Genomic DNA, 25,952 nt, shown 5'->3' with positions numbered 1-25,952 from the left:
CGTTGAAGGGAAAGCGTCTTTTCGTCATGTCTTAGTTTGGCATCGTTGCTGTATCGACGATGCGTCCTTCAATTTTGTAATTGACTTCTTTAAGCGATGCTGTGAAGTCGCGGAGGTTCTCCCAGTCGGAGAGACCGAGATCCGTGACACGTCCTTCTGCATAAGCAGTTGCGAATGGTGTGAGACCGTCGCCGCCTTTTGCAGTGAAAGCGTTCGTCGCGATGACATACGTCTTCGCAGGGTCGATTGCTTCAAGTGTCCCGTTGTTATCGACTTCCATCTTCGTGACACGTTCGCCCTTAACATTTTTGCTGTTGTACTCGAACTTCATACCGGATACATGGAGGAATCCACCGTTTTCGATTGGAGCGACGCCGACGCTGATTTCAAGGAGGTCCTTGATTTCTGCGCCTGTCATTTTGGCAGTCGCGAGTGTGTTACCGAACGGGAGCGTCGTTAAGACTTCACCGACTGTGAGTGGTCCGGCATTGATTGCTGCCCGGATACCACCACCGTTTTGCATCGCGATGACAGCATCTTTGTTGTATTCTTTAGCTTTTTTGAGCATGCCGTCTGTGATCAAATTACCGAGTGCCGTCTCGCTGTTACGCACACTGACTTCGCCACGCGGGTTGACGAGTTCGTTGACGATGTTCGCCCCGACTTCTTCGTTTTTCAGTTCAGCGATTTGATCCGCATATGGTTTGAGGATTTCGGCAGCTTTCGCGTCTTCTGCTGCTTTAGAGACGTCGATCAGCGAACCGCTGTACTCTGTTAATTTCCCTTTGTAGTCGAACGTCAAATCGAGATTTCCGAGGAAATCACCGTATTGATACGCTTGTGCGATGATTGTCGGTTCTGTTTTACCTGGAACGTCTTTTCCGTCGACGACGACTGGCGCTTCAAGTTTCGAGTGCGAGTGTCCTCCGACGATGACGTCGATGCCGTCAACGTTACGCGCGAGCAATTGATCATTATCGACTGCAGCATTGTCATCGAAACCGATGTGTGTCAACGCGACGATTTTATTGACGCCACGGTCTTCGAGTTTCTTGACGGCTATTTTTGCGCTCTCAATGTAGTTCGCGAAAGCGACCGTACCCGGACTTGAAATTTCCGCTGTCTCTTCTGTCGTTAACCCAAAGAAGCCGATTTTTTGTCCTTTGTATTCTTTAATTACACTTTGGTAAATTCGCCCATCATAAGGTTTAAATGTAGTTTTGTTCGATTGAAGACCCGCAAGAAGTTCATTTTTACTGAAGTCGACATTCGCCGAAATGAATGGGAATTGTGCATTCGTAATAAAGTCTTTTAGAGATTGATGGTTGTCTTGGTCACCGAGATCGAACTCATGGTTACCGAACGTCATCAAATCGTAGTTCATGTAGTTCATCAACTCGAGGTCAGCCTGACCACGGAATTTATTGAAATAGAGTGAGCCTGAGAAGACATCCCCTGCATCAAGTAAGAGGGATGGTTGACCAGCTGTTTCATAGCTTGCACGAAGATTTTTGATGACAGTCGCACGTTTTGCTGCTTTGTCAAGGTTCGCGTGTGTGTCGTTCGTGTGGAGTAAACCGATTGAGAAATCTTCTTTTTTAGAATTATGAACAATAATTAATTTGACTTCAATTGGAGCTTGTTTTTTACCATAGACACCTTTAACTGTTTGGAGACGGTTGATTTTTTTTGTGTCGTACGATTCCCACGTGATTTTATCACCAAGATATGTAGCTGGTAATTTGACAACTTCTCCATTTTTGAAGACGAGTGTCTTTAGTTTGACCGTTTTGACTTTGACAGGTGTTGCAGCAGAAACATTAGTTTGCGCAACCGGCACAATTGCCGATGTCGTCAAGGCGACAGCGACAGCTGCCGCGTAAAGCGGTTTTGATTTGTACATACGTAGAAATCCTCCTTCAAAGTGGGTATATGAATGCAAGGTCAAAATGCGATCGTTGACCTCTTCTTCTACTATAAGTGTTTTGGAAAGCACTGTGCGGATAATGTTTAGTAAAAAACATAAATTCTTAGGTCAGACGACGGGACAACCAATTTGAGAGGTTTGCTTGTTAGACTGCAGATACTAAAAAAGTGAAAAAATAAAAGGTAACGCTCTCATTGTATGTCGGATTAGTTCAAAAGGGAATAAAAAACTATGAGAAGTTTATGGTGAATTCCCATTTTTTGATAATTTTCTTGTAGTTTTTAGTTATCCTCTTTTGTATAATATAAAGTAATGGACTGACGTATGAAAGGATGATCAACTAAAAATGAATGAAGCAATTCGAGGGAGTTTAGTCGTCTTGATCCTCTGTTTGATGATTGTCTTACTCGGATGGGGATTATCTTCACCTCCGACGACGATTGGTAGTATGAATATAATTAATTTTGAGCTGTCTCCGTTACTTGTCTCAGGACATCGATGAAGGCAGTTTTTTTGTTGTTTTGAAAGCTACAGTTTAGTGTCGATTTATTCAATAGATTGACATGATTTTTAACGATGGCTAGAATTGATAAAGTGTATAATAAATATCACCTATTTTTAATATGAAGAGATTTATTAAATACGAAGGAGGAATGGTGTGATTAGGCAGTTATGATAAACTGTGAACGAAAGTAGATTCGTTTGATAACATCGCGAATTTGAGGTCGTCATTTTTAAACTAGAAGTAACGCAACTAAAATACATGTACCTTTATGGATCGGAAGGAACTTAATTATGTTGAAAGAAATGAAAAACATCATCCGCGAACAAATAGAGAATTTTCCATTGATTCGGCGCCTGGCACGATATGAAATTAAGTCAGCGCATGCGGAGCAACGTCTTGGTCTTTTATGGGAACTACTTAACCCTGGTCTTCAAATCCTGATTTATTGGTTTGTTTTTGGTGTAGGACTTCGTGGGAATAAGAACGTCGATGGCAATATTCCATTTATAGTTTGGCTTCTCTGTGGAATTGTAGTTTGGTTTTTCATCAACGATGCGCTATTACGCGGATCGAATTCAATAAACGCTCGACTTGCGATGGTGACGAAGATGAAGTTCCCGATGAGTGCCATTCCATCCTATGTAATCCTCTCAAGGATGTATCAACATTTCGCAATGTTATTGATAGTTTTGATTGTTATCCTACTCAATGGCATCCCGATGACGTGGAAGCTATTTCAACTACCTTACTATATGGTAGCAACCTATATATTTGTCTATGCATTCTCACTTCTTTTCTCAACGTTGGTTACACTCGTTAAAGACATTCAGCTTTTCTTACAATCAGTAATGCGAATGTTCTTTTATGTGACACCAATTTTATGGAATATCGATCGTTTTCCAGATGTCTTACACGGTGTACTACGTCTTAATCCAATTTTTTATCTTGTTGAGGGTTATCGAGCAAGTTTACTCGGTGGCAACTGGGTCTGGCAGGAATGGGCAACAGGACTTTATTTTTGGAGCGTAACGCTTCTATTGTTCACAGCCGGAACGTACTTACACATCAAGTTCCGAAAATCATTCACCGAGCTTGTTTAAAGGAAGGAAATCGCTATGTCTATGATAAAACTCGAACATGTCACGAAACGGTTTGACATGGTTACGACGACGAAAGAAAAATTTAAGTTGTTATTCAAAAGTAAAAGCAAGAGTGTGAAAACGTTCACGGCACTCCGTGACGTCACGCTCGACATCGGATCAGGAGAAGTCGTCGGTCTCGTCGGCATCAATGGTTCCGGTAAGTCGACATTATCGAACTTGATTTCCGGTATCATCTATGCGAACGAAGGAGACGTCGAAATCAATGGTGACGTCGCGATCATTGCCGTCTCGCAAGGACTGAAGGGTGTCTTGACGGGGCGCGAGAACATCCGACTCAAATGTTTGATGCTCGGGATGGACGACGCGGAAATCGACCGCCGGATGCCCGGCATCATCGATTTCGCGGACATCGGAGACTTCATCGATCAACCGATTAAGAAATATTCGAGCGGGATGAAGTCGCGTCTCGGCTTCGCAATCGCGGTCAACGTCGATGCCGATATTTTGATCGTCGATGAAGCGTTATCGGTCGGGGACCAAACGTTCTACAACCGTTGTATCGATAAGATGAATGAATTTAAGGATGAAGGAAAGACAATCATCTTCGTCAGTCACTCGTTGTCGCAAATCGGTAATTTCTGTGAGCGCGTCGTCTGGCTCGAGTACGGTCAAGTCAAACTCGACGGGACGACGAAAGAAGTCGTACCGCAGTATAAGCAGTTCTTGACGTCATACAAGAAACTGTCGAAAGACGAGCAACACCAGTACCGCAAAGATCGCTTAAAGGAACAAGCAGAAAACGCGACACCGCGGAAGCAGAACGTCGATGCTGAAGATACGGTCAAACATCCAGGCTGGATCTTGTCCGGACTCGGACTGCTCGTACTCGCAGCCGGCAGTGTGATGGTCATCGATGAAACGCCATCGTTTGCCTCACTGACTGATGCAATCGCCAACTTATTTTAAACACCGATGACCAGTGATACGTTTTGTGTCACTGGTCTTTTTTGTCGAGGAAACAGGGAAACACGAATCAAAAAAAGAAGTAATACAACGGACAGTACAGAGTTAGGCGATTCAGTATAAAGGAGGGCGCGGGATGCAGAAGATTCGAAAAGCCATCATTCCGGCAGCGGGACTCGGAACACGTTTCCTGCCGGCGACGAAAGCGATGCCAAAAGAAATGCTTCCGATTTTGACGAAGCCGACGATTCAATACATCGTCGAGGAGGCCGTTGCTTCCGGAATCGAACAAATCATCATCGTCTCGGGACGAAACAAACGGGCAATCGAAGACCACTTCGATCATGCACCGGAACTCGAAAACATATTACGGCAAAAAGGGAAGCTCGAGCTATTGAAAGAAGTCGACGCCTCGACGACGATGGCAGAAATCCATTATATCCGGCAAAAGGAACCAAAGGGTCTCGGGCACGCGATTTGGAGTGCCCGTCACTTCATCGGCAATGAACCATTCGCCGTCTTACTCGGTGATGATTTGATCGTCGCAGAACGTCCCGGTCTCAAACAGTTGATGGATCAGTATGAGACAACAGCGTCCTCCGTCATCGGCGTCCAACAAGTCGCACCGGAGCATACACATCGCTACGGGATCATTGACCCGATTGAACAAATCGGGAATCGGTACCACGTCCGGCAATTCGTCGAAAAACCGCCGCAAGGGACAGCGCCGTCGAACATGGCGATCATCGGACGATATATTTTGACACCGGCAATCTTTACGTACTTGGAGACGCAACAGGTGGGTTCAGGGGGCGAGATTCAATTGACGGATGCGATTGAACGCTTGAATGGAATCGAGGACGTCTACGCGTATGACATCAAAGGAGAACGGTTTGATGTCGGCGAAAAGATGGGGTACGTCGAGACGACGCTTGCCTTCGCGCTGAAGGACGAAGAGATTCAAGAGGATGTCAAAGCATTACTGAAGAAGTACGTCGCGGAGTGGGAAACTTAAAAAAAAGAGGGGGAACCCCCTCTTTTAAACAGTGATTAAGATTGTTTACGTTTGATTTGTATTCAAGTAGGACTTGACGTGAGGGGCTTCGTATTGACGAAAACGCTCGAGTAACGCTTCAGGTGTCGACTCGACGAGCAGCATCGCTGCATGCTCGGGGATGATGAATCCTTGGGTTTCCATCTGCTTGAACAAGGCGATGAGGGGATCGTAGTACCCGTCGATGTTCAAGATGCCGCATGGTTTTTCATGGAGACCGAGCTGAGCTCACGTGAAGACTTCGAAAAATTCTTCCATCGTCCCGGGACCACCTGGTAAGATGATGAACCCGTCCGCGAGTTCCGCCATCTTTGCTTTTCGGTCATGCATCGATTCGACGAGGTGGAGTTCTGTCAGGTTCGGATGAGCGATTTCTTTTTCCTGTAGAAAGTGTGGTAACACACCGATGGCTTGTCCGTTCGCGGCTAAAATGGCATCGGCGACGGCACCCATCGTTCCGACACGCGAACCACCATACACGAGTCCGTAATCCTGTTGCGCAAGCACCGTGCCGAGCGTCGCAGCGGCTTCCTTGAAAAGCGGTGATGCTCCATCTTTTGAGCCACAAAACACAGCGAGTTTTTTCATGACAATCGTTCCTCCTTCAAGACTGGTCTTTTCTCAACATACCATATCGCCGCGGGAAATTGAAAAGTGACCTCGTCTTCTTAGCAGGGACTTTACATTGATGACGCCATTAGAATGGAGGGGACACCAGTGAGACCTAAAACAATTGTCTGGCTTGTACTCATCATTGCCGCAATTAATTTACTGCTTGGTATTTTCATACCGGAATCACCGACACGGACGACGATCAGTACGATTTTATTAGGAGTGATTCTACTATTAGGGGTAGGTTATTTCATTACACTGCGTCGATCTTCTAAATGAACAAGCGATTTTCCTGGCTGGATGTTTTAGTCAGGAAGATTGCTTTTTTTGATGGACCAAGAACGCAATAGGTATGAAGGAATATTCTAAAAAATCTATTTTTATACATATTTCCGACACAAAGGTGGATTAAATGTCAAAATTGCACAACTTTCAGGACGTATGACCCGCGACTAAAGTAATGAGGAGTGTAAAAAGTGTGAAAAATACGCATAATATTCGTATTCGAATATTCGGAAGGGGTCTAAGGTTATATGATGATATCAATAAGCCATATAAAAATATTAGGAGGTCATTAATCATGAACTTGAAAAATAAATTAGGTGTTTTTTTAGGGTCGACGGCTCTAATTCTAGTTTTGGGGAATACAGGGAATTTTCCCGATTTTTCAAACACTGCTCGGAATGATCTACCAGCCGAATTCTCAGTGAAGAACGTGGCGAAGAATGATCTACCAGCCGAATTCTCAGTGAAGAACGTGGCGAAGAATGATCTACCAGCCGAATTCTCAGTGAAGAACGTGGCGAAGAATGATCTACCAGCCGAATTCTCAGTGAAGAACGTGGCGAAGAATGATCTACCAGCCGAATTCTCAGTGAAGAACGTGGCGAAGAATGATCTACCAGCTGAATTCTCAGTGAAGAACGTGGCGAAGAATGATCTACCAGCCGAGTTTGTAGTTCTTTCAAATAATTCTTTAGGTTAATTATATTAAGAAGCTTTTCTTCTTATCCAATAGTATTTGCTTATACTCGTTCATTTTTAAGATATCAAATAATAAATACGCTTTTTTATATGAATCTGATATATCGGAAGCACTAGATTTAAGCAATTCTAATGTATAAGCCTTTTGATAATAAAGTTGTCCTAAAAGAGACATATCTTTGAACCTCAAGCATTCCACTATACCATTTTCAATATACTTTAAAGCATCGGATGGTCGTTTTAAATCTAAAAGTACTTTCGAAGTATTGTATAAAATTCTTATTTTTTCTACGATAAATTCTTCACTTTCGAAGTTAAGATCTATTAATTCTTCGTATACTTTTAATCCGTGTAAATAGTGTTTCTTTTCGTAATAGAGTGTGGCTATAGCGGATTTTAATCGAAGTACCATCTTAGGTGAATAATAAAGCTTCGTATATTTATCTGTTAAAAGTTGAAGTTCTACTATACAAGTTCTGAAGTCAATTTTATTCATTCTATATGCGCAAATCTGAAAATAATATGAATAAAGAGAAGTTAACTCTTCATCGTTTTTTAAGCTTTTAATTATCTCTTTAGCTTCTTTATATATTAATTCGTATTCTTGATTTTGAAAAAGTATTAGTAACCTCTCATCTGTGATTCCAATAGAGTCTATATACTGATTTTGATTCAAAAATACTGTAATAGGAACTTGTAATCTCCGAGATAACGCAAACAACAAATCAACCGTCGGTGAATGTGTGCCGCTCTCAATCTTACTGATCTCCGCTTGGCTACAAATCCCGTTCGCTAGATCTTTCTGCGTCAAGTTATGCTTCTTGCGAAGACGGCGAAGGGCGAGGCCAATCTGGGGTGACGTGAATTGATCCATGGGTTCGGTCCTTTCTATCAAGTGGATTCGACTACGTGTCTATCTCCTTATTATAGAAGTGATGCCCGGACAAAACCAACTTTTTACTGTGATAATTCGTCAACGATTTTGATTATCCATTCTAAACGGAAGAAAGGGGTATTTCCTATGAATCTCATTTTTAAAGAATCGCGACGTACGATTTCATCTTGTGGCTGGTGTTTAAACGCTTCTACGGTTACGGTCGCACCCTTGGCTAGTCGGGAGATGGAACGCGTCAAACCGGTGACGAAACGTCGCACTAAAACATCTTAAGAAACGTCCATTAACGGCGTGGCTTCATTCCGTTCGTTACGGTTTGAAGCCATTTTTTTACACACTCAGATGAAAGGAGAATGAACATGATTGGACTTACTGTACTCGCTGAGAGTGAAGGCTGGCTCCACCAGCTTGAACCGACAGCGGACTTCATCGCTTTTTGTCAGTCGCATCGTTTTTCGTTCGATCATTACGATTACAATGTGCACACGTTTCTTGATTTACTGGATTATATGGATTTTCAAGAATTTGAACACTATTTGTTCATTCTTCGGGGGACCGGCGAACGGACGATGCGACTCGTCGCCTATCTTCAACAACGGATGCTGCATGTCCAGTTTCATTTGATGAATGACCGGGGGGACGTTTTGTTTGGGGATCCGTATTTTTTAGAAGGCATCACGGTACCGTTCGAAGAACCGCTCGCTGACTCACAACCGATTGCCTTACAAGATGCGTTGATGTCGTTATTCACAGGTGTCTATCCGGATGCGACGTCTCGTCATCCGCAACCACTCCGGCATATTTACGCAGAAGAGACGAGTTTACTGAGTTCCATCAATCCAGCACTATTCGATCAGATGACGATCAACAGCCTACTGTACATCGACCAAACGACACGGCACGATTTACCGGTCATCGAACTGATGAGCCGTGTTCCGGTCTTGGTCGCCTTCTCGGATACCCTGTCGTTCGACATCAAGGCACACCTTGCCGTCGTCAGTCGAACGGATATGGAAGCTGCCTTCGAAACGTGGCAGACGACGAGCCGTGTCCCGAACCCGGGGCACTATATGGGGGTTCTCGATTATGCGACACTCACCGGGATGATCGTGTCCCATCGACTGTTTATTTTTAAAGACGGCGTCTGTGCAGATTACGGAAAACAAATCTGCTTGAGCGGACTTGAAGAGATTGATATTTGTCAGTTGCGTCATCGTCAACGGGAAGCGTTCGCACCAATCGCGCCGAACCTTCAACTCGCGTTGTATCCTTTACTGTATCAGCTGGCCTCAGCCTTCTTGACCGAAAGTCAGTTTGTTACTCCGTACACCCAGTTGGATTTACCTCGGACGGCTGGAAAGCTCGGTCCCTTGACGATGATTGGCATTCAAAACCGAGAAGGGGCATTCGTGTTCGAACTGACGACGAACCAGCTGTTTGAAACAGATGAAGTCTTTTTATGGATTTTAGAAGCCGATCAAAAAGACCGGTTCGATGTATTGCCGGAACGCCTCGGTTCTGATTATGAAACAGCCATTCAAGCCTATAAGGAGTTGATGTATCATGGGTGACGCTCCACTCTTTGGACCATTTTCACGAAAAGGAAGTTATTCGAGAGTGACCGTGCTCGATGATTTCAACGCAGATAACCGTTTCATGCGTCTGCATCAGGAAACGATGCAACTGGCAGAAATCGATGAATTGACATTTTATCGCCGGTATTTAAATCGGAATGATCGTGTCCTCGTTTATGGAACGTTTGACCCGAGCTTGTTCAACACGTTATCTGAGGAAGGATATGATTTGTATCTCGTCGAACCGGAAGCCAGCCGATTGAACGGGATTTCTTCACGGTTTATGCATAAGGTATACGGTCTTAGTTATGATTTAATCGACGCTGTCGGGTATGAAGCATTTGAGAAGCTGATTTTGCCTGGGACGACGGTTGCCCGGTATTCACGCGGCGAATTACTGTTATTTTTCCGAAACATCCGCCAGCTTCTGACGACAGATGGTCAACTGTTAGTGAATGTTCATAATGCCAAGCATTTAAAGCAACAGACGCAACCGATCGCTTCAAAACGTGTAAAGGACTGTGCTCTATTCTATGGACAGAAGGTGGAGGGGGAGCGGTTGATACTAAATCTTTACCTGAAATCTGATCAGGATGAGAAAGTCAGTTATGCCGTCGAGCATCTCTATGAACCAACCACTCTCTTTGAATTCGCGAAACTGTCGAAATATGCAGGACGTACACTCTATGCTGGGAAAACCGTACACATCTTAGAATTTGATAAATTAGGATGAATTTCAACAGGGGGCAGATTAATAATCTGCTCCCTTGTTTTTGTTTAAGGATTAAAGTACAGATTAGACTTTTTAGTAAAGAATGATTAAAAAAATATTTTAAATATTAGTTTGAATGGGTCTAAAGTCAGGGTATTATTTAAATTAGTTCATCACCTAAGGGCAGCCATCATGAAATTCGGAGGATCAATACGTCATGGATAAAAAAATGGCACAATCACGGACTATGCAAGCCAGCTGTTTTGAATTCATCTCTACCTTATTTCCGGAAGAAACGTTTCAATTCATGGAAGAGCAAACCTTTCCGGATGCATTCGGTCAAATCGGCACATATCTGACGTTTAAATCGAAGAAGCGGGAATTAAAATTTAGCTTCGTTGAACAAGCCCACCAAAAGTTCGAGCGGGTTTTTCTTGCGGAAAAGAGTAACGAGTCTTCTTTTTTTAGTCGGTTGCTAGAAGCCACATATGAAGAGGGAACGTTGTACATTCATCATATCGTCAAGCCGGATTGAACTAAAAAAACACGATGAGAAGTGCACGGGAATGGCTCCTGTCTACTTCTCATCGTGTTTTTTAGACTTCGATTGATTCGAGACCTTGCTGTAGAGCTTGATTGACAGAGGCAGCCATCTCTTCACGGACTTCATGTGATAGTAACCGACCGTTAAAGTAAACTTCGTTCGAGAGTGTGAGGTGGACGAGTATATCTTCGAGGACAAACTTAAAGTCGATTGGTTTCGATGGTTCGAGCGATTGGCTCATAAAATCACTAAGGGTCGGATGCTGGACGTGCTCTGGATCAACCAAATCAATCACAGTCGTGTTGAGGGCGATGGCGAGCCGTTCAAGTGATTGCGTGCTTGGCATCCGTTGTCCGCGTTCATAGGCAGAAATCGAGGTCGTCGATTCACCGCATCGCTCAGCGAGATACTTTTGTGTATACTTGTGCTGTTTTCGTAGTTGCATGATTTTTTTCCCGAGAGCTCGGTTCATGTTATAGGTTGTCAGACGCTCAAGACGTTAGTCAGGAGAGGGACATCCTTCACCTCCTTTTTTTAGGATGTAATCGATTTATCGATCGAGTAGCTAGGAAGTGGGTAGGAATTATATATGTTTATCTGTGAATCACAATTCCTACTTCTCATAGCACTTCTATAGTACTAAATAACCACTTCTAGTATATCGCAAACCTATCAAATGTAAAAAAAAGTTTTTTAGTAATTCAAATTACATAATTATGTAACTAAAAGGGTCTCTAAACAGTAATTGTTCCATCGATTAACTGAGAAATTCAAGAAGAACTCATGGTATTCTAGAAGCGTATTGAATAAGGAGGACGAGTTATATGCGTAAAATTCCTTGGTCCGGTTACATCACCTTGGCTATTCTAATTATTTTATTTATTTCGAGTTCGATGCCGTATGAAGAGCAATCGTTAAAGCCCGGGCTGTCCCGTTATTTTAATTTGGATTTTGTGGAGGCGTTTCGCTTCATCTCATTTGATTATCACGGAGAAGTCAGTGTTGAAGCGCTTGGTGCATCCGGTTTTGTCGAATTCTTTATTCGAAAAGCAGCACACTTATCGATTTTCATTGTACTCGGGTTTGCCTTGGTCGACTTGACCGTTCGCTTGTTGCGTCCCTATGTATTGGTGGGTTTATTCGCCTATACGTTGGCAATCACGATTGCTGTCTTTGATGAATTCCATCAAATTGTAACAGGCGGACGAACCGGGTTGATTCAGGATGTCTTATTAGATGGTACAGGTGCGTTAATTGGTATTGTATTGTATCGATTCATTCGGAGAAAACGTCGAGCGGAGCAACTGATCAGACTGTCTTGAGACTTTTGTCGCAGTTCAACGTTTTTTTTAGAAGGAGTCTTGTCTAGCAAAAGCGAATCCTTTAGGAACATCATATAAAAAGGAGCGGACAACATGAAGAGACCTCATCTGTTGATTACGAGTGCCGGTCGTCGTGCGAAGCTGGTCGAATACTTCGTTCAGGAGTTTCGGGAGGGGGCGGTCAGCGTCGCAGACTGTAATCCACTTGCACCGGCACTCTATATGGCACCGAACCACCATATCGTCCCGAAGATTGATCAGCCGGATTACATCGATCATTTATTGGAACTGTGTCAACGCGAGCAGGTGACGGCCCTGTTGTCGTTAATCGACCCTGAACTCGAGTTGCTCGCGACAGCGACGGAACGGTTTGCAGCAATCGGTGTCACGGTCATCGTTTCTCCGCCATCGTCGTGTCTGCTTTGTTTTGATAAGTACGCGATGTTCGAGCACTGTACCTTGCAAGGCATCCCGCATGCGAAAACGTATCATGCCCTCACGTCGTTTCGTGAAGCGGTCGCACTCAAGGAAGTTGGTTTTCCGGTCTTTGTCAAGCCACGCAACGGGAGTGCGAGTATCGCCGTAAGACGCGTCGAGACATTAGAAGAAGTCGAACGATTATTTGAACAGAGCCCCGGCTTGATCGTGCAGGAATTTCTTGACGGGCCTGAACTCGGCGTCGATGTCTACGTCGATCTACTGTCTCATGAAGTCACGTCCATCTTCATCAAAGAAAAATTGGCGATGCGAGCCGGAGAGACGGATAAAAGTCGCTCCGTCCTCCGGACCGATGTATTCGAACTCGTCGAGCGCGTCCTCGCCGGTTCTGGACTGGTCGGTCCGCTCGATTTCGATATTTTCGATGTCGACGGGACGCTCTACTTATCGGAAATCAATCCCCGCTTCGGCGGCGGGTATCCCCATGCCTATGCATGTGGTGTCAACTTCCCCGCTCAAGTCTGGCGCAATTTATGCGGGCTCGTCAATCAACCGGATATCGGTCACTATCAGGAAAACCTCTATATGATGAAGCACGATACGCTGACACTCGTATCGGCGGCACAGTTTGAACAAACGAAATACTAAAAAGACGGAGGATGGCTCCTACGTCGTTCCGAAATCTTAGTGATGGAAGCGCGAACTAATTGTATCTCGATATCGCATGTTCACGCGTCATAAGCGTGAACATGCTGAAAGCGAAGCTTTGAGCTGTGCCGTAGGGAAGAAAATTCATGCAGATATGTAAACGCGTGTTCCGTCCCGCATATAAAATAAAACGCCGATGTTTCCGTTTTTTCTACGGAGCCATCGGCGTTTTCGATTCGTCTTTTTCTCGTTCCTGATGTCTTGATGCGTCTCTACGTTATACATACGAAAGCTTTGATCTCTATTGAGCCAGACCCGTTTTTAAATGGAATTATGAGAGCGAGACACGGGAACGCTTGAGGCACTGAACAGCAGACGTCCAGCTTCCGAAGAGGGCATTGATCGTTGAAGTGCTCGGGACAGATTTTCCTTCAGCCCACTTCCGGTAATGGATGATGCTGAAGGAAGGAAGTTCAGCTTGCGCTTGTTTTAAGGCGTTGAGAACATCTTCTTCGACCCATTTCCGGCGGGGAGGCGCGATATCGAGGCACGCGAGGGCATCGACCCACGAGCCGTATTTTCGGGCAATCGTCGCGACCGTCGGATGCCCATTTTCTTGCGCCCAAATCGAATAGGTTTGGGTCGTCAGACGCGGGAGGACGTCCGATGCTTCGAGGAGCGCATTGATGATGCGTTCTTCCGTCATGCAGACGGAGCGTGTCATCTCGATATGTGCTTCCTCAAGGGCCCGTGACCATGACCCGAAACGAAGGTTGATTAACGTTAAGGAAGGACCCTGTTTCGCTTTCGCCCATTCACGATAACTGTTGCTATGAAACGGATGAAGGCGGTTCGAGGCTTCTTTGATGAACGTCAAGATTTCTTCATCGGAAAAGTAGGGACGAATCGATGAAAGTCCTGCTGCATGCAATGCTTCGCGCCATGAACCGAAGACGTTGATGATCGTCGTGATCGAAGGTACTTCTTTAGTACTGGACCAGCGGGCATATGTTTTAGCGTCTAACGCAGGTGAGGCAAGACTTGCCTCGACCAAACTATCGATCACTTGTTGTTCTGTCCATTTCTTCATGATGTCATACCCCTTTCGTGTAGGTGTTCGTCTAGGTGTGGGTACTGTCTGTTGGTGTATCGCGACGGAATGTCGCGTATGCGAGTAGACTGAGCCAGATGAAATAAAAGCCGCCCGGTCGAATCAGGATGCTTTCTGTAAACTGAAGTAACAACAACCAGAAGATGAGCAGTAGAAGTGTGAGCGACTCGACGTCGTCAAAACGATAATTCCGAATTAAACGAAATAAGATGAAACTAAAACATAACACGTAGAGGAGTAACCCGATGATGCCGAACTCATAGAGGAAAACGATCGGCGTACTGTGAAACGTGTAAAGGGTCTCTTCTCCCAATTGCTCAGATAAGCCGGTCGTTGCGGCGCCAAAACCATGACCGACCCAAAAACGATCTGCTGAAGCTGCGAGTCCCGCCTGCCAAAGATCAAGGCGACCATTCAAACTGACTAAACGGAGGAGGAGTCCCGGCTTTAGCGCCAGGGCGCCAAACACAATTGCGATTCCGGTGATGTAACAGGCGCTGACCTGAAGACGTAGTCGCCGCGAAGGTAACAATAGAACGGTCGTCAACAAAATGAGTAGAAAAAAAGAATAGATGCCCGTTTGCGAAGCACTTGTTAACAGCCCTCCGAATATCAATGCCAGCGAAACGCCGGAGAAGAAGAGACGGCGCCAGGCACTCGTCGTGATGGAACGGAGGACCGCAATCCAAGCAATCAATCCACCAGGAACAAGCCAAGCAGCAAATGCGTTCGGATTGTTCGTCAAGCTGGCTAAGCGTAGAAAGCTACCTTGCTCCCCGACATAGAGTTGTGGAAGCGCAATCGGACCAATCCGTAACCACTGCAAGTTGTCGATTGGGATGTAGGATTGTCCAAACGAGACGAGCAGGGCGTAACTCGCTAAGAATAGTGCCTGATAAAAGAGAATGAGAAATAAGAACCGGTGCCAGTGAGTGAAAAGCGGAGAAGAGAGTGATAGGACGATGATCAGAAACATCCATGTCGTCAAAAGAAAGAAGAGTGAAAAAGGTGCATCCGTCGCGGGACGAGAGAAAAAAAAGACAGTGTGTAATGTCAAATAACTCAAAAAGACGAGGATGAGTCGATGCGAACGAGACCGGAACGGAAAGTATAACGGACGGGACACGATATAAAAAATGAGAAAGAGTAACGGGTACAAAAAGACGGTCACGACGTTCCAATGCTCCGGTAAGACTTCATCCGTAAAGCGTAACGGACGCGTCCACAAATCAATCGTCACAAATAGCAATAGGATGAATAAGACAATTGATTCAGGTATATTGACGGATTTTAACATCATTTCTAAAGTCTATCCACCCTTCATATAGGACTTATTACCGATTATGCGACTTTTTAATCATCAAATTGGTATTTACCCGTAAATAAACGATATTTATGCGGATAAGATGAATGTTTTTGAAGAAACGACGATTATTTTTCTGTGAATCGTCTTTTTTTCGTGAAACGATATTTTTCGATGATGTAATGATACGCATGCACAACGACTACTGAAAAAAAACTAATCATTTCCACCAAGCTCTAATTGTTTTGGTAGTCGTTTGGAAATAAGGTGAAGTCATAACCAATGACCCTCCGACGTTCAAGGTAAGAAAGAGGTGAACCATGTGAATACCATGCATCAAAAAAGAACATTCGCAGACCACTTGATGACATTGAAAAAGGGCTGGTGGATCCTCATCGTCTGTGCCATCTTGTTTGCGGGTGCCGGTTACCTGATCAGCACGTACGTCATTAAACCTACGTATGAAGCAACAGCTTACATCCTCGTCGTACCGCAAAAGAGTAGTGACACGACTTCCTCGACGTCACTCGTCAGTACCTATCAAGATATTCTTCGGAGTCCGGAAGTCGTCGATCAAGTCGCCCAAAAGATGGGTGTGACCGATAAGCGTCTATTCGATTTAACCGATCGCTTGACGGTGTCGAGTAACCTTGATTCTCAAGTCATCGCCTTATCCATTACAGATGGATCAGCTGAACAAGCTGCCATCCAAGCGAACACGATGACAGAAGTGTTCCAAGATTACCTGCCTCAGTTAATCAATACGAGCAGTACGGAAGTTTTCTCGACGGCACGGATTCCGACGAAACCGATGTCTCCGAACATCTTGATGAACACGGCGATCGGCGGTGTACTCGGGTTGATGTTCGGCTTACTAATCGTCTATTCCCGTGTACTAGGAAAGAAGTCAGCAACTGAATCAACGAAAGATGATGCATCCTATCCACAAGCCGTCAGCCGTCCACACTCATGATTCGGGGAAGGAGGAGCAGTCATGCAAGCACCACCATTGCATCAGTATCGTCGCCATATGAAAATCGGACTTTTACGCGGGGTCGACGCACTGATTATCGCCGCCGCAACCGTCGTCACCTTCTACTTCTTCAATCCCCTTCACCTGACCGTTCAGTTCGATTTACGGAATGCGATTGAAATCGCATTGATTCAATGGGTCGCCCTAACACTCGTCGCCCACTGGATGCGCTTTTATCAAATCGTTTGGCGTTATGCGAGTCTAAGGGAGTTAGGTGTCCTCCTGTTTGTCGTCGTCGCCAGCAGCTTTGTCTTACTCGGACTCGAGTATGCCTTGTTCGACTTCGCCGTCGAACGCGCCGTCTTCCTGCAAACGGGACTTGTCCTGAACGGTATCTTATTTGTCCGCTTAGCGATTCGTGGACGGACGCTTCAACTGAAACGGGACCGGACGCTCGGTAAACGCACGCTAATCATCGGGGCTGGAGCTTCCGGACAGATGATTACGAAAGAGTTAAAGCAGAAAAAAGCGCACATCTTGAACGTCGTTGGTTTACTCGACGATCTCGCAGAACTCAAAGGGATGCGCATCCACGGCGTCCCCGTCATCGGAACGATCGAGCAACTCGAATGCATCATCGAAGAACAGAAAATCGAAGCAGTCGTGCTGGCGATTCCTTCCTTATCCTATACGGAGCGGGTCGCTTTACTCAATCGCATCAAACAGACGAAGGTCGAAGCCCATACGTTACCGATGCTCGTCGAACTGGCGTCAGGAAAAGTATCAATCAATCAAATCCGCGAAGTCTCGATCGCTGACTTGCTCGGTCGTGAACCGGTCGAACTCGACATCACGGAAATCGAACGAAGCGTCAGTGGGGCGACCGTCCTCGTGACGGGAGCCGGTGGATCGATTGGCTCAGAGATTTGTCGCCAGTTGATTAAATTTAAGCCCGACCGGCTCATCCTCCTCGGACATGGCGAGAACAGCATCTACTTGATTCGCCGGGAGCTCGAATGTATGACCGATGGTACGATCCTTCATTCCATCATCGCGGACGTTCAGGATTTGGAACGGCTGAATGAAGTCATGGGACGGTTCGAACCGGATCTCGTCTATCATGCGGCAGCCCATAAGCACGTCCCGTTGATGGAAGATAATCCACGCGAAGCCGTCAAAAATAATATTTACGGGACACGCAACGTCGCGCTCGCAGCGGAAGCAGCACACGTCAAACGATTCGTCATGATTTCGACCGATAAAGCCGTCAATCCGACGAGCGTGATGGGGGCGACGAAACGGATTGCCGAGATGGTCATCCAGCAAATCGCCCGCAACAGTGAAACGACGTTCGCCGTCGTCCGGTTCGGAAATGTCCTCGGCAGCCGGGGTTCCGTCATCCCGCTCTTCAAGGAGCAAATCGCAAAAGGCGGACCGATCACCGTGACGGACCCGGCGATGACGCGGTACTTCATGACGATTCCGGAAGCGAGTCGGCTCGTCATTCAGGCAAGCGTCCTCGCAAGCGGAGGAGAGGTGTTCGTCCTCGACATGGGAAAACCGGTCAACATCACGACGCTTGCGAAAAATTTGATTCACTTGAGCGGTTTTACGGAAGAACAGATTCCAATCGTCTACAGCGGCATTCGAAAAGGCGAGAAGCTTTATGAGGAGTTGCTCGCAGAAGAAGAAGTCCATGAGGAACGGGTTTTCGAGAAAATTCTAGTTGGGAAGACCCGGCCCTTCGGCTCCGTCGAACCGTATCTTCGGGAAATCAATCGTTGCCTCGACGATGAAGAGGCGCTTCGGACGTACCTGCTCGGTGCGACGAATGACAGTCGCCCGGTCGCGATGCCAGAAGTCGTCCGGATCGCGCGAGAATGAGAGGTGAGATAAATGAAAGCACCCCGGCAGTTATCACGCTTTAACTTGATTTTCATAGCCGATACGGCCTATTCCTTACACCAATGGATGATTTTGACGCTCTTAATCAAATGGAGCACGCCACTCAACATCGGTTATTTCAATTACGCGCTCGCCTTGACGGCACCGATCGTCATGTTTTGTTGGCTCAACGCCAGTACGATTTTGACGGCGGAACGGGCTGGGCTGAAGAACTTTACGCTCTTCATCAAAACACGGTTCTTCCTCTTGACGCTCGGCGTGTTCGTCTTACTGATCGTCTATTATTTCTTCGGTGAAGCGGATATCTTACTGTTGACGTTACTCGTTTATCTCAATAAATACATGGAATCGTTCGCCGATCTTTCGTACGGCTTCCTCCAAGGGCACATGGCGTTCAAAGAAGTCGCGTTATCGAAGATTTTCAGAAGTCTGATCAACGTCTCGGGTGCAGCCTTGATCCTCTTTACGACCCATTCGATTCACGGATTCGTCCTCGCGATGATTGCTGGGAACTTAATCATGCTGATCATCTACGATTTACCGACCGTCCGCCGGATTGGACAAGGGTTTGAAAATATCACGATGAGCGATCGCTACCAAACGGGCCGGCAATTGTTTTTCAAGGCCGTCCCGCTCGGATTTGTTGCCTTACTCGTTGCCTTGAATGCCAACATCCCGCGTCTCTTCGTCGGTCAAACAATCGGGACGGAAGAACTCGGTTACTACGCGAGTATCGCTTACTTACTCGTTTTAGGTAGCTTGTTCATCCACTCGCTCGTCGCCGTGCTCTTACCAAATTTTTCGTCAGAGACGGGCGAACGACAAAGTCTCCCGGCACTCCGAAAGCTGACACGCTCGATGCTGCTGATGACAAACGCAGTCGGCGTCTTGTTGATCATCGGGGCCATCTTCTTCGGAAAATGGGGATTGACGATTTTCTACAATGCTTCATTCGTGCAGTACCATACGATTTTCGTCTTGATGATGATCGCCTCGCTCTTTTTCTATAATTCGACCGTCATCCAAGCGTTACTAACGGGATTCCAGCAATTTCGCATCCAAACGCTTGCGATTTTCGGAAGTGTCGCCGTCAATCTGATTGCCTGCAGTTTCTTGATTCCACTGTATGGGTTATACGGTGCGACGACGGCTTACGCGTTATGTGCCGTCACGCAAATCGTCTTGTTGGTGCCAGCGCTCTACCGGGCGCTCTATCCGCGGAACTTGCCGCTTGCGATTGAACAAAGTAGCTAAAGGAGGGAAAAAGATGCGGCCAATCCTCATTCTACTGATCATCGAAGCATTGCTCAGTCAACTGTTGCGGCCGCTCTTTTCGACACCGGAAAGTTATATCACGTTGATGCTCGTCGGCAACTCCATCTTGATGCTTTGGTATTTGCTCAAAAACTCGGAGACGACGCCATTATTTCTCGTCTTCGTCACCGCCTTCATCGTACGTCTCGGATTGATGTTCGTCGATCTTGAGCTGTTTCGGCTCCCGCCACACAGTGGAGATGATACGGAGGCATTCCATCTCGAAGGTCTGCAAATCTATCTCGATCCATCGATGTTCAACGAAGTCGTTCGCGGGAGTTACTCGAAGTTTCTCGGCATCTTCTATCTGGCATTCGGACCTGAACGGATCTTGGCGCAATACTTTAACGTCATCCTCGGCGTCGTCGCCGTCGTCATTCTCGCGAAAACGCTCCGGCTGCTCGGTTTGCCGATGCGAGTCGTGTTCCTGTCGACGCTGTTATTCGCTTTCTTCGCTCAAGGATTGTTGCTTTCGCCGATTCTGTTACGTGATCAACTCGTCGCACTCGGTATTGTTTATACGCTTTATTACATGGTGCGCTGGACGATTGATAAATCGGGCGTTTCCTTGGCACTGGCCTACTTCGCTTACTTCGTCAGTACGATTTTCCATTCCGGTCTCGCGATTGGAATCGTCGTCTTATTGGTTTATTTCTCCTTTTATAATCATACGACCGGTCGGATGGATTTCGAAGCTTCCAAAGTACAGCGGTTGGTCATGCAAGTCCTGATCGTCGGCTTCATCGTCTACAGTTTTCAGGATGTCTTGTTCGCGAAATTCACACACGTCTCAGAAAACGGTCAACTCTTTAGCGGGATGAGTTACGACCGTGGTGGATCGGCTTACTTGAACGGGTTGACTGTCACGGGACCACTTGACATGATTCTCTATTCACCGCTTCGGATGATCTATTTCCTCTTCTCACCGTTCCCATGGCAATGGTCCAGTGTGACGAACATCGCCATCTTCTTCTTCGACGCTGCCGTTTATCTTCTGCTGTTCGCACTGACGATCCGGCACTTCCGCTATTTGAAACACCATCCTTACGCTGCTGTCTTATTGTTCATGTTGCTCCTCTTCATCGTCAATGCACTCATCTTTGGTCTTGGGACAGGAAACGTCGGAACGGCGATCCGTCACCGCTACAAATTGTTTCCGATGCTCCTGATCGTCTACACATCGATTCATTATATTCGCTACCAGGCGCTTCACCACTTTGAGGAGGTCGAACAACGTGCAGAATAAAACGATTTTAATCACCGGTATCGCAGGGTTTATCGGGTTTCATGCCGCTCGGCGATTTTTAGCGGAAGGGTACCGTGTCATCGGACTTGACGAAGTCAACGATTACTACGACCCGGCGTTGAAAGAGGCGCGCTTAGTCGAACTCGATCCGAGACGCTATACCTTTTATCGTGTATCGCTCGAGGATACAGCAGCCGTCGACGCCATCTTCGCGAAGGAACAGATTGATCTCGTGCTTCATCTCGCAGCACAAGCAGGCGTTCGCTACAGCATCGATCGCCCGGACGTCTATATCACATCGAACATTGTCGGCTTCCTATCGATTCTCGAAGCCTGTCGCCATCATCCGGTCGAACAACTCGTCTATGCCTCTTCCAGTTCCGTTTACGGCTCGAACACGAAGATGCCTTTCGCCGTGACGGACGCGGTCGACCATCCGCTCAGTCTCTATGCCGCTTCCAAAAAAGCGAACGAGTTGATGGCCCACACCTACAGCAGTCTATACGGCATCAAAACGACGGGGCTTCGATTCTTCAGCGTCTATGGTCCGTGGGGACGACCAGATATGGCGTTGTTCAAATTCACGGAAGCGATCGCGAACGGTCAACCGATTGATTTATACAACTACGGTGAGATGGGACGCGACTTCACCTATGTCGACGACATCGTCGAAAGTATTTACCGGCTGATGCAGACAGAACCCGTCGCGGACCCGTCCTTTGATAAGGCGCAGCCTCAACCGGACCGAAGCTTCGTTCCGTACCGGGTCTTCAACATCGGCAGCCACAGTCCGATCCGCCTGAACGAATTCGTCGCTTTGATCGAACGGCGGCTCGGCAAGACGGCGATCAAACACGGGATGCCGCTCCAGGCAGGAGACGTCCCGGAAAGCTTCGCTGACGTCACGTCGTTGTTCGAGACGATCGGTTACCGGCCGCAGACGACGGTCGAAGCGGGTGTCAATGCATTCATCGATTGGTATGAAGGCCATTACCAGCTGAAGGAGGAGGTCCAAGATGGCGCTTAAGGAAGAGTTCTATTATAAGTCTCCAATATTTATTCAGAATATTTTGACATCTTTGTATGGTAAAAAACTGATGGGTGAACGGTACGGTGCGGGTTACGAAAAAATGTTGCGGGAGTTACGCGAGAAAGACCGGACGCAGGATTACCGGATCGAACAACTCGACCGGTTAAATCAGTTCCTGCTGTTCGTCGAAGCACATACGCCGTATTACCGAGAACTCTTTCGACAGCACGACATCAAACTTCCTTTTACGTCGCTTGATCAGCTCGCAACGATTCCGATCCTTGAAAAAGAAACGTTACGGCAGCGAAACGACGCCTTCATGTCAGAAGTCGATGCGCCGGTCCGAGGACGGACGGGCGGGACGAGTGGGAAGTCCCTCCAGGTTGCTTTCATGCGCGAGGATATTCAAGAACGAATGGCGCATCTCGATTACTTCAAGGAAACACATGGGTTCTTTTCCGGGATGCCGCGGGCGAGTTTTACAGGACGGACGTTGACGGCAGTCGATCAAAAAAAACCGATCTTTTGGCGGAAGAACCGACCGCTCAATCAATTGTTGCTCTCAATCTTTCATATGAAAGAGGAGAACTTTCCTGCCTACATCGAGGAACTGAATCGTTTTCGACCGGCTGTACTCGACGGAACACCGACAGCGATGGTCGAAATCGCCCGCTATTTATTAAAACACAACAAACAGCTCGACTTTCGGATGATCGCCATCTTCCCGACGTCGGAAACGGTGACGGAAGAAATGCGCTCCGTGCTCGAAGAAGCCTTTTCAGCACCTGTGTTTGACCAGTATGGCTCATCCGAAGGAGCACCCATCATTTCGGAGTGTCGAAACCGGAAGCTGCACCTGCACCATGAGACCGGCATTATCGAACCATACGGGACAGACGGTGAAGTTGTCGTGACGTGTTTTACGACCCGCGGGACCCCGCTGATCCGTTACCGGATTGGTGACCGGATGACCCTCAGTGAAGAGACGTGCCGCTGTGGACTGAACGGACCGGTCGTCGCTTCAATCGACGGACGGGGGACGAGTTTCATCGTCAGTGAGAAGCGGGGCAAGGTGTTTGAAGGTGATATCACGACGATTGCCCGCGAATTACCGAACTCGGTCTTACGACTTCAAGTCGAACAATACGCACTCAATCGTGTCACACTGCGTTACATCCCGGACAATCAGCGTTTCCAACCGAAACACGAGAAGATTTTGTTGAACGAGATGCGAAAGCTGCTTGGAGCGGAGATGTTGATTACGCTCGAGCCCGTCGAACAAGTCAAACAAGAACCGAATGGAAAAACATTGATCGTCAAACAGTCGATGAAATAGGAGGAATCCATCATGAATAAGGCAGTCAAACACATCACGGATACGACAACAGCCGAAACACGATCACTTCCCATCGCCAACCGTTCCATTGCCGTCGTCGGCCTCGGCTACGTCGGTCTCCCGGTCGCCATCGCTTTCGGTGAAAAAACTGGTGTCGTCGGTTTTGACATCAAAGAACAACGGATCAATGAATTACGTGAAGGGGTCGATGCGACGCTCGAGCTGACACCGTTCACGTTAAAAAATGCCGACGTCAATTATGTAACGGATGCAGCAGCACTTCAAGCGAGTGACTTCATCATCGTCGCCGTACCGACACCAATCAATGCACAAAATCAACCGGACTTGACGCCGCTCTTACGGGCGTCCCAACTTGTCGGGCGCCAGCTGAATAAAGGCGACATCGTCGTCTACGAGTCGACGGTCTATCCGGGTGCGACAGAAGAAGATTGTATTCCGGTCCTTGAGGAATCTTCGGGTCTTCAAGCAGGCGTCGACTTCTTCGTCGGTTACTCACCGGAACGGATCAATCCGGGTGACCATGAACATACGTTCAAGACGATTAAAAAAATCGTTTCGGCACAGGATAAAAAAACGCTCGATATCGTCGCAGAAGTGTACGAAGCCGTCGTCGAGGCGGGGGTCCACCGGGCATCATCGATCAAAGTCGCGGAAGCAGCAAAAATCATCGAAAATACACAGCGTGACTTAAACATCGCCTTGATGAACGAACTCGCCATCATCTTCGACCGGATGGACATCGATACGCTCGAGGTCCTCGAAGCAGCCGGGACGAAGTGGAACTTCCTTCCGTTTCGACCAGGTCTCGTCGGCGGACACTGCATCGGCGTCGATCCCTTCTACTTGACGATGAAGGCCGAATCGCTCGGATATCATCCGGAAGTCATCCTTGCCGGACGACGCATCAACGATACGATGGGGCGCTTCATCGCGACGTCACTCGTCAAAAATCTAATCAAACAAAACATGCCCGTCCTCGGCGCACGCGTCACTGTCCTCGGTCTTTCATTTAAGGAAAACGTCAGTGACATCCGGAATTCGAAAGTCGCGAACTTAATCAAGGAGATCGAAGAGTTCGGAATCGAAGTCCAAGTCACCGATCGCCTTGTCGAAAAGGATGAAGCGAAACGCGAATACGGGATCGACCTGCTCGACATGACAGAACTGAAACCAGCCGACGTCGTCATCTTCGCCGTCAGTCATGAAGAGTACGTCGAAGGAAACTGGCTACTCGCCAAACACTTACTCAAAGTCGGGCGTGGTGTCGTCGTCGACATCAAAGGGATGCTCGCACCAGCTGAAAAACCGGAAGGGGTGCACTTATGGCGTCTTTAAGAATTCTCCAAGTCTGCGCGCTCGATACGACGGCGGAAACGATGCTGCAACCGTTACTGCTCGCGCTCCGCGACGCAGGGCACGATGTCGGGATTGCTTGTGCCGACACGGGCGCCTCCGACAAGCTGGCAGCACAAGGGTTTACGATGCATGACATTCCGATTGAACGGAAAATTGACTGGACGAGTAATTGGAAAACGATCCGCTCGATCGTTCACATTTTGAAGACGGGTCGCTATGACGCCGTCCATGTCCATACCCCTGTCGCGGCAGCGCTCGGACGGGTCGCAGCGAAACGAGCGGGGACGAAGCATATCGTCTACACGGCACACGGCTTTTACTTTCATGAAAAGATGGGACGGGTGACGTATCAATTGACCTATTCCGTCGAAAAATGGCTCGCCCGTTTCGCGACGGACTACCTCCTGCTCCAAAGCGGAGAAGATTATGAACTGGCGAACCGAAAACGTTTTAAGGCGACGAAACGATTGATGCATTTAGGGAATGGCATCGATTTGACCCGATTCTATCCACAGGCGCGACAAGGAAACGAAGCTTTCACCTTCCTGTTCATCGGACGAATCGTCGAGGAAAAAGGAGTGCTCGAACTCCTGAATGCTTTTGAAAACGTCGTGTCGCAAGAACCGGACGTCCGCTTGATCATCGCCGGTGAAATGATGGAGAGCGAACGGGATCAAACGACGAAACATCGTTTCCTCGAACGTCTACGCGAGATTCCGAATATCGAGTATCGAGGGTTCGTTGAAGATGTGCCACGACTTTTACAACAAGTCGATGCCTTCGTCCTGCCATCGCACCGAGAAGGGGTCCCGCGCTCAATCATCGAGGCGATGGCGACGGCGAAACCGGTCATCGCAACGAACATCCGAGGATGTCGGGAAGAAGTCATCGACGGGACGACCGGTTATTTGGTCGACGTCCATGATGAAACGCAGTTGGCAGCAAGAATGACCGATCTTGTGAACAATCCTGATCAAGCAACGGAGATGGGCCGGGCCGGATTCGAACGAGCGATGAAACATTTTAACGAAGCTGATGTCATCAAACGACAACTCGATCTCTTTTCGACTATGTAA

At 47.2% G+C, this 25,952-nt stretch carries 25 protein-coding genes and 1 pseudogene; 20 read left to right on the top strand and 6 right to left on the bottom strand.

Annotated elements, in window-relative coordinates; translation table 11 throughout:
• Positions 1-31: 31 nt before the first annotated feature.
• On the bottom strand, positions 32-1,903 hold the full coding sequence (locus tag P403_RS0105695) for a bifunctional metallophosphatase/5'-nucleotidase (RefSeq protein ID WP_029331643.1): 1,872 nt from the start codon (positions 1,901-1,903) through the stop codon (positions 32-34).
• A gap of 370 nt (positions 1,904-2,273) precedes the next feature.
• Between P403_RS0105695 and P403_RS16590 the strand changes: the two genes are divergently transcribed.
• The 4 genes from P403_RS16590 to galU all read left to right on the top strand — a co-directional run bounded on the left by P403_RS16590 (position 2,274) and on the right by galU (position 5,513).
• Positions 2,274-2,429, top strand: coding sequence for a hypothetical protein (locus P403_RS16590; RefSeq protein ID WP_160167774.1), 156 nt, complete (start codon positions 2,274-2,276; stop codon positions 2,427-2,429).
• 293 nt (positions 2,430-2,722) lie between these two features.
• The gene (locus tag P403_RS0105685) at positions 2,723-3,532 is read left to right on the top strand and encodes an ABC transporter permease (protein WP_029331641.1); all 810 of its coding nucleotides are present in this window, start codon (positions 2,723-2,725) and stop codon (positions 3,530-3,532) included.
• Between the two features lie 15 nt (positions 3,533-3,547).
• Complete coding sequence (locus P403_RS0105680; protein ID WP_029331639.1) at positions 3,548-4,501, top strand: ABC transporter ATP-binding protein; 954 nt, start codon at positions 3,548-3,550, stop codon at positions 4,499-4,501.
• Between the two features lie 133 nt (positions 4,502-4,634).
• Positions 4,635-5,513, top strand: a complete 879-nt coding sequence (gene galU, locus P403_RS0105675) for a UTP--glucose-1-phosphate uridylyltransferase GalU (RefSeq protein ID WP_029331638.1) — start codon at positions 4,635-4,637, stop codon at positions 5,511-5,513.
• 45 nt (positions 5,514-5,558) lie between these two features.
• On the opposite strand, the pseudogene P403_RS16005 reads toward galU, so the two are convergent.
• Positions 5,559-6,140: pseudogene (locus P403_RS16005) on the bottom strand (LOG family protein).
• Between the two features lie 129 nt (positions 6,141-6,269).
• On the opposite strand from P403_RS16005, the gene P403_RS16650 reads away from it, so the two are divergent.
• Positions 6,270-6,443: a hypothetical protein gene (locus P403_RS16650; RefSeq protein WP_167331091.1), complete on the top strand. Its 174-nt coding sequence runs from the start codon at positions 6,270-6,272 to the stop codon at positions 6,441-6,443.
• A 301-nt stretch (positions 6,444-6,744) separates the two neighbouring features.
• Positions 6,745-7,149 carry a hypothetical protein gene (locus tag P403_RS0105660; RefSeq protein ID WP_029331637.1) on the top strand — a complete coding sequence of 135 codons (405 nt, stop codon included), beginning with the start codon at positions 6,745-6,747 and terminating at the stop codon, positions 7,147-7,149.
• Here the strand turns inward: P403_RS0105660 and P403_RS0105655 are convergent, their stop codons facing one another.
• Positions 7,150-8,022 carry a helix-turn-helix domain-containing protein gene (locus tag P403_RS0105655; RefSeq protein WP_029331635.1) on the bottom strand — a complete coding sequence of 291 codons (873 nt, stop codon included), beginning with the start codon at positions 8,020-8,022 and terminating at the stop codon, positions 7,150-7,152.
• A 147-nt stretch (positions 8,023-8,169) separates the two neighbouring features.
• On the opposite strand from P403_RS0105655, the gene P403_RS16585 reads away from it, so the two are divergent.
• The 4 genes from P403_RS16585 (at position 8,170) to P403_RS0105640 (ending at position 10,864) form a co-directional block, all read left to right on the top strand.
• Positions 8,170-8,316, top strand: a complete 147-nt coding sequence (locus tag P403_RS16585) for a hypothetical protein (RefSeq protein ID WP_157898498.1) — start codon at positions 8,170-8,172, stop codon at positions 8,314-8,316.
• Positions 8,317-8,402: 86 nt separating this feature from the next.
• Positions 8,403-9,614 (top strand): hypothetical protein, encoded by a 1,212-nt coding sequence (locus P403_RS0105650; RefSeq protein ID WP_029331633.1) that lies wholly within the window; start codon positions 8,403-8,405, stop codon positions 9,612-9,614.
• The gene (locus tag P403_RS0105645; protein ID WP_029331632.1) at positions 9,607-10,350 is read left to right on the top strand and encodes a hypothetical protein; all 744 of its coding nucleotides are present in this window, start codon (positions 9,607-9,609) and stop codon (positions 10,348-10,350) included. Before P403_RS0105650 ends, P403_RS0105645 begins: the two co-directional genes overlap by 8 nt.
• 196 nt (positions 10,351-10,546) lie before the next feature.
• Positions 10,547-10,864 carry a hypothetical protein gene (locus tag P403_RS0105640; RefSeq protein ID WP_029331630.1) on the top strand — a complete coding sequence of 106 codons (318 nt, stop codon included), beginning with the start codon at positions 10,547-10,549 and terminating at the stop codon, positions 10,862-10,864.
• A gap of 61 nt (positions 10,865-10,925) precedes the next feature.
• On the opposite strand, the gene P403_RS0105635 is transcribed toward P403_RS0105640, so the two are convergent.
• Positions 10,926-11,345: a helix-turn-helix domain-containing protein gene (locus tag P403_RS0105635; protein WP_029331628.1), complete on the bottom strand. Its 420-nt coding sequence runs from the start codon at positions 11,343-11,345 to the stop codon at positions 10,926-10,928.
• Between the two features lie 352 nt (positions 11,346-11,697).
• Here P403_RS0105635 and P403_RS0105630 point away from each other — a divergent pair, with 352 nt between their 5' ends.
• Complete coding sequence (locus P403_RS0105630) at positions 11,698-12,195, top strand: VanZ family protein (RefSeq protein WP_029331626.1); 498 nt, start codon at positions 11,698-11,700, stop codon at positions 12,193-12,195.
• Positions 12,196-12,288: 93 nt separating this feature from the next.
• Positions 12,289-13,281, top strand: coding sequence for an ATP-grasp domain-containing protein (locus P403_RS0105625; RefSeq protein ID WP_029331625.1), 993 nt, complete (start codon positions 12,289-12,291; stop codon positions 13,279-13,281).
• A 331-nt stretch (positions 13,282-13,612) separates the two neighbouring features.
• Here P403_RS0105625 and P403_RS0105620 read toward each other — a convergent pair whose 3' ends face one another.
• Positions 13,613-14,371, bottom strand: a complete 759-nt coding sequence (locus P403_RS0105620) for a homing endonuclease associated repeat-containing protein (protein ID WP_029331624.1) — start codon at positions 14,369-14,371, stop codon at positions 13,613-13,615.
• Between the two features lie 31 nt (positions 14,372-14,402).
• Entirely contained in the window at positions 14,403-15,692 is a 1,290-nt protein-coding gene (locus P403_RS0105615) for an O-antigen ligase family protein (RefSeq protein WP_029331623.1), read from the bottom strand.
• Positions 15,693-16,026: 334 nt separating this feature from the next.
• Between P403_RS0105615 and P403_RS0105610 the strand changes: the two genes are divergently transcribed.
• Genes P403_RS0105610 through P403_RS0105575 form a run of 8 tightly spaced genes read left to right on the top strand, consistent with a single transcriptional unit; the run spans position 16,027 to position 25,952 of the window.
• On the top strand, positions 16,027-16,668 hold the full coding sequence (locus P403_RS0105610; protein WP_235195247.1) for a YveK family protein: 642 nt from the start codon (positions 16,027-16,029) through the stop codon (positions 16,666-16,668).
• A gap of 21 nt (positions 16,669-16,689) precedes the next feature.
• Positions 16,690-18,552 (top strand): polysaccharide biosynthesis protein, encoded by a 1,863-nt coding sequence (locus P403_RS0105605; protein WP_029331621.1) that lies wholly within the window; start codon positions 16,690-16,692, stop codon positions 18,550-18,552.
• 12 nt (positions 18,553-18,564) lie between these two features.
• Entirely contained in the window at positions 18,565-19,827 is a 1,263-nt protein-coding gene (locus P403_RS0105600) for an oligosaccharide flippase family protein (protein ID WP_029331620.1), read from the top strand.
• A 13-nt stretch (positions 19,828-19,840) separates the two neighbouring features.
• Positions 19,841-21,133 carry a hypothetical protein gene (locus P403_RS0105595; protein WP_029331619.1) on the top strand — a complete coding sequence of 431 codons (1,293 nt, stop codon included), beginning with the start codon at positions 19,841-19,843 and terminating at the stop codon, positions 21,131-21,133.
• Positions 21,123-22,160, top strand: a complete 1,038-nt coding sequence (locus tag P403_RS0105590) for an NAD-dependent epimerase (protein ID WP_029331617.1) — start codon at positions 21,123-21,125, stop codon at positions 22,158-22,160. The genes P403_RS0105595 and P403_RS0105590 overlap by 11 nt, the downstream gene beginning before the upstream one ends.
• Positions 22,150-23,499 carry a phenylacetate--CoA ligase family protein gene (locus P403_RS0105585; protein WP_029331615.1) on the top strand — a complete coding sequence of 450 codons (1,350 nt, stop codon included), beginning with the start codon at positions 22,150-22,152 and terminating at the stop codon, positions 23,497-23,499. Before P403_RS0105590 ends, P403_RS0105585 begins: the two co-directional genes overlap by 11 nt.
• Positions 23,500-23,511: 12 nt before the next feature.
• Complete coding sequence (locus P403_RS0105580; protein ID WP_034800950.1) at positions 23,512-24,855, top strand: nucleotide sugar dehydrogenase; 1,344 nt, start codon at positions 23,512-23,514, stop codon at positions 24,853-24,855.
• A complete protein-coding gene (locus tag P403_RS0105575) occupies positions 24,843-25,952 on the top strand; it encodes a glycosyltransferase family 4 protein (protein ID WP_029331611.1) in 1,110 nt (369 codons plus the stop codon). Before P403_RS0105580 ends, P403_RS0105575 begins: the two co-directional genes overlap by 13 nt.

It is taken from the genome of Exiguobacterium oxidotolerans JCM 12280 (assembly GCF_000702625.1).
Taxonomy (GTDB): domain Bacteria; phylum Bacillota; class Bacilli; order Exiguobacteriales; family Exiguobacteriaceae; genus Exiguobacterium_A; species Exiguobacterium_A oxidotolerans.
This window is presented reverse-complemented; position numbering and strand designations above follow the sequence as displayed.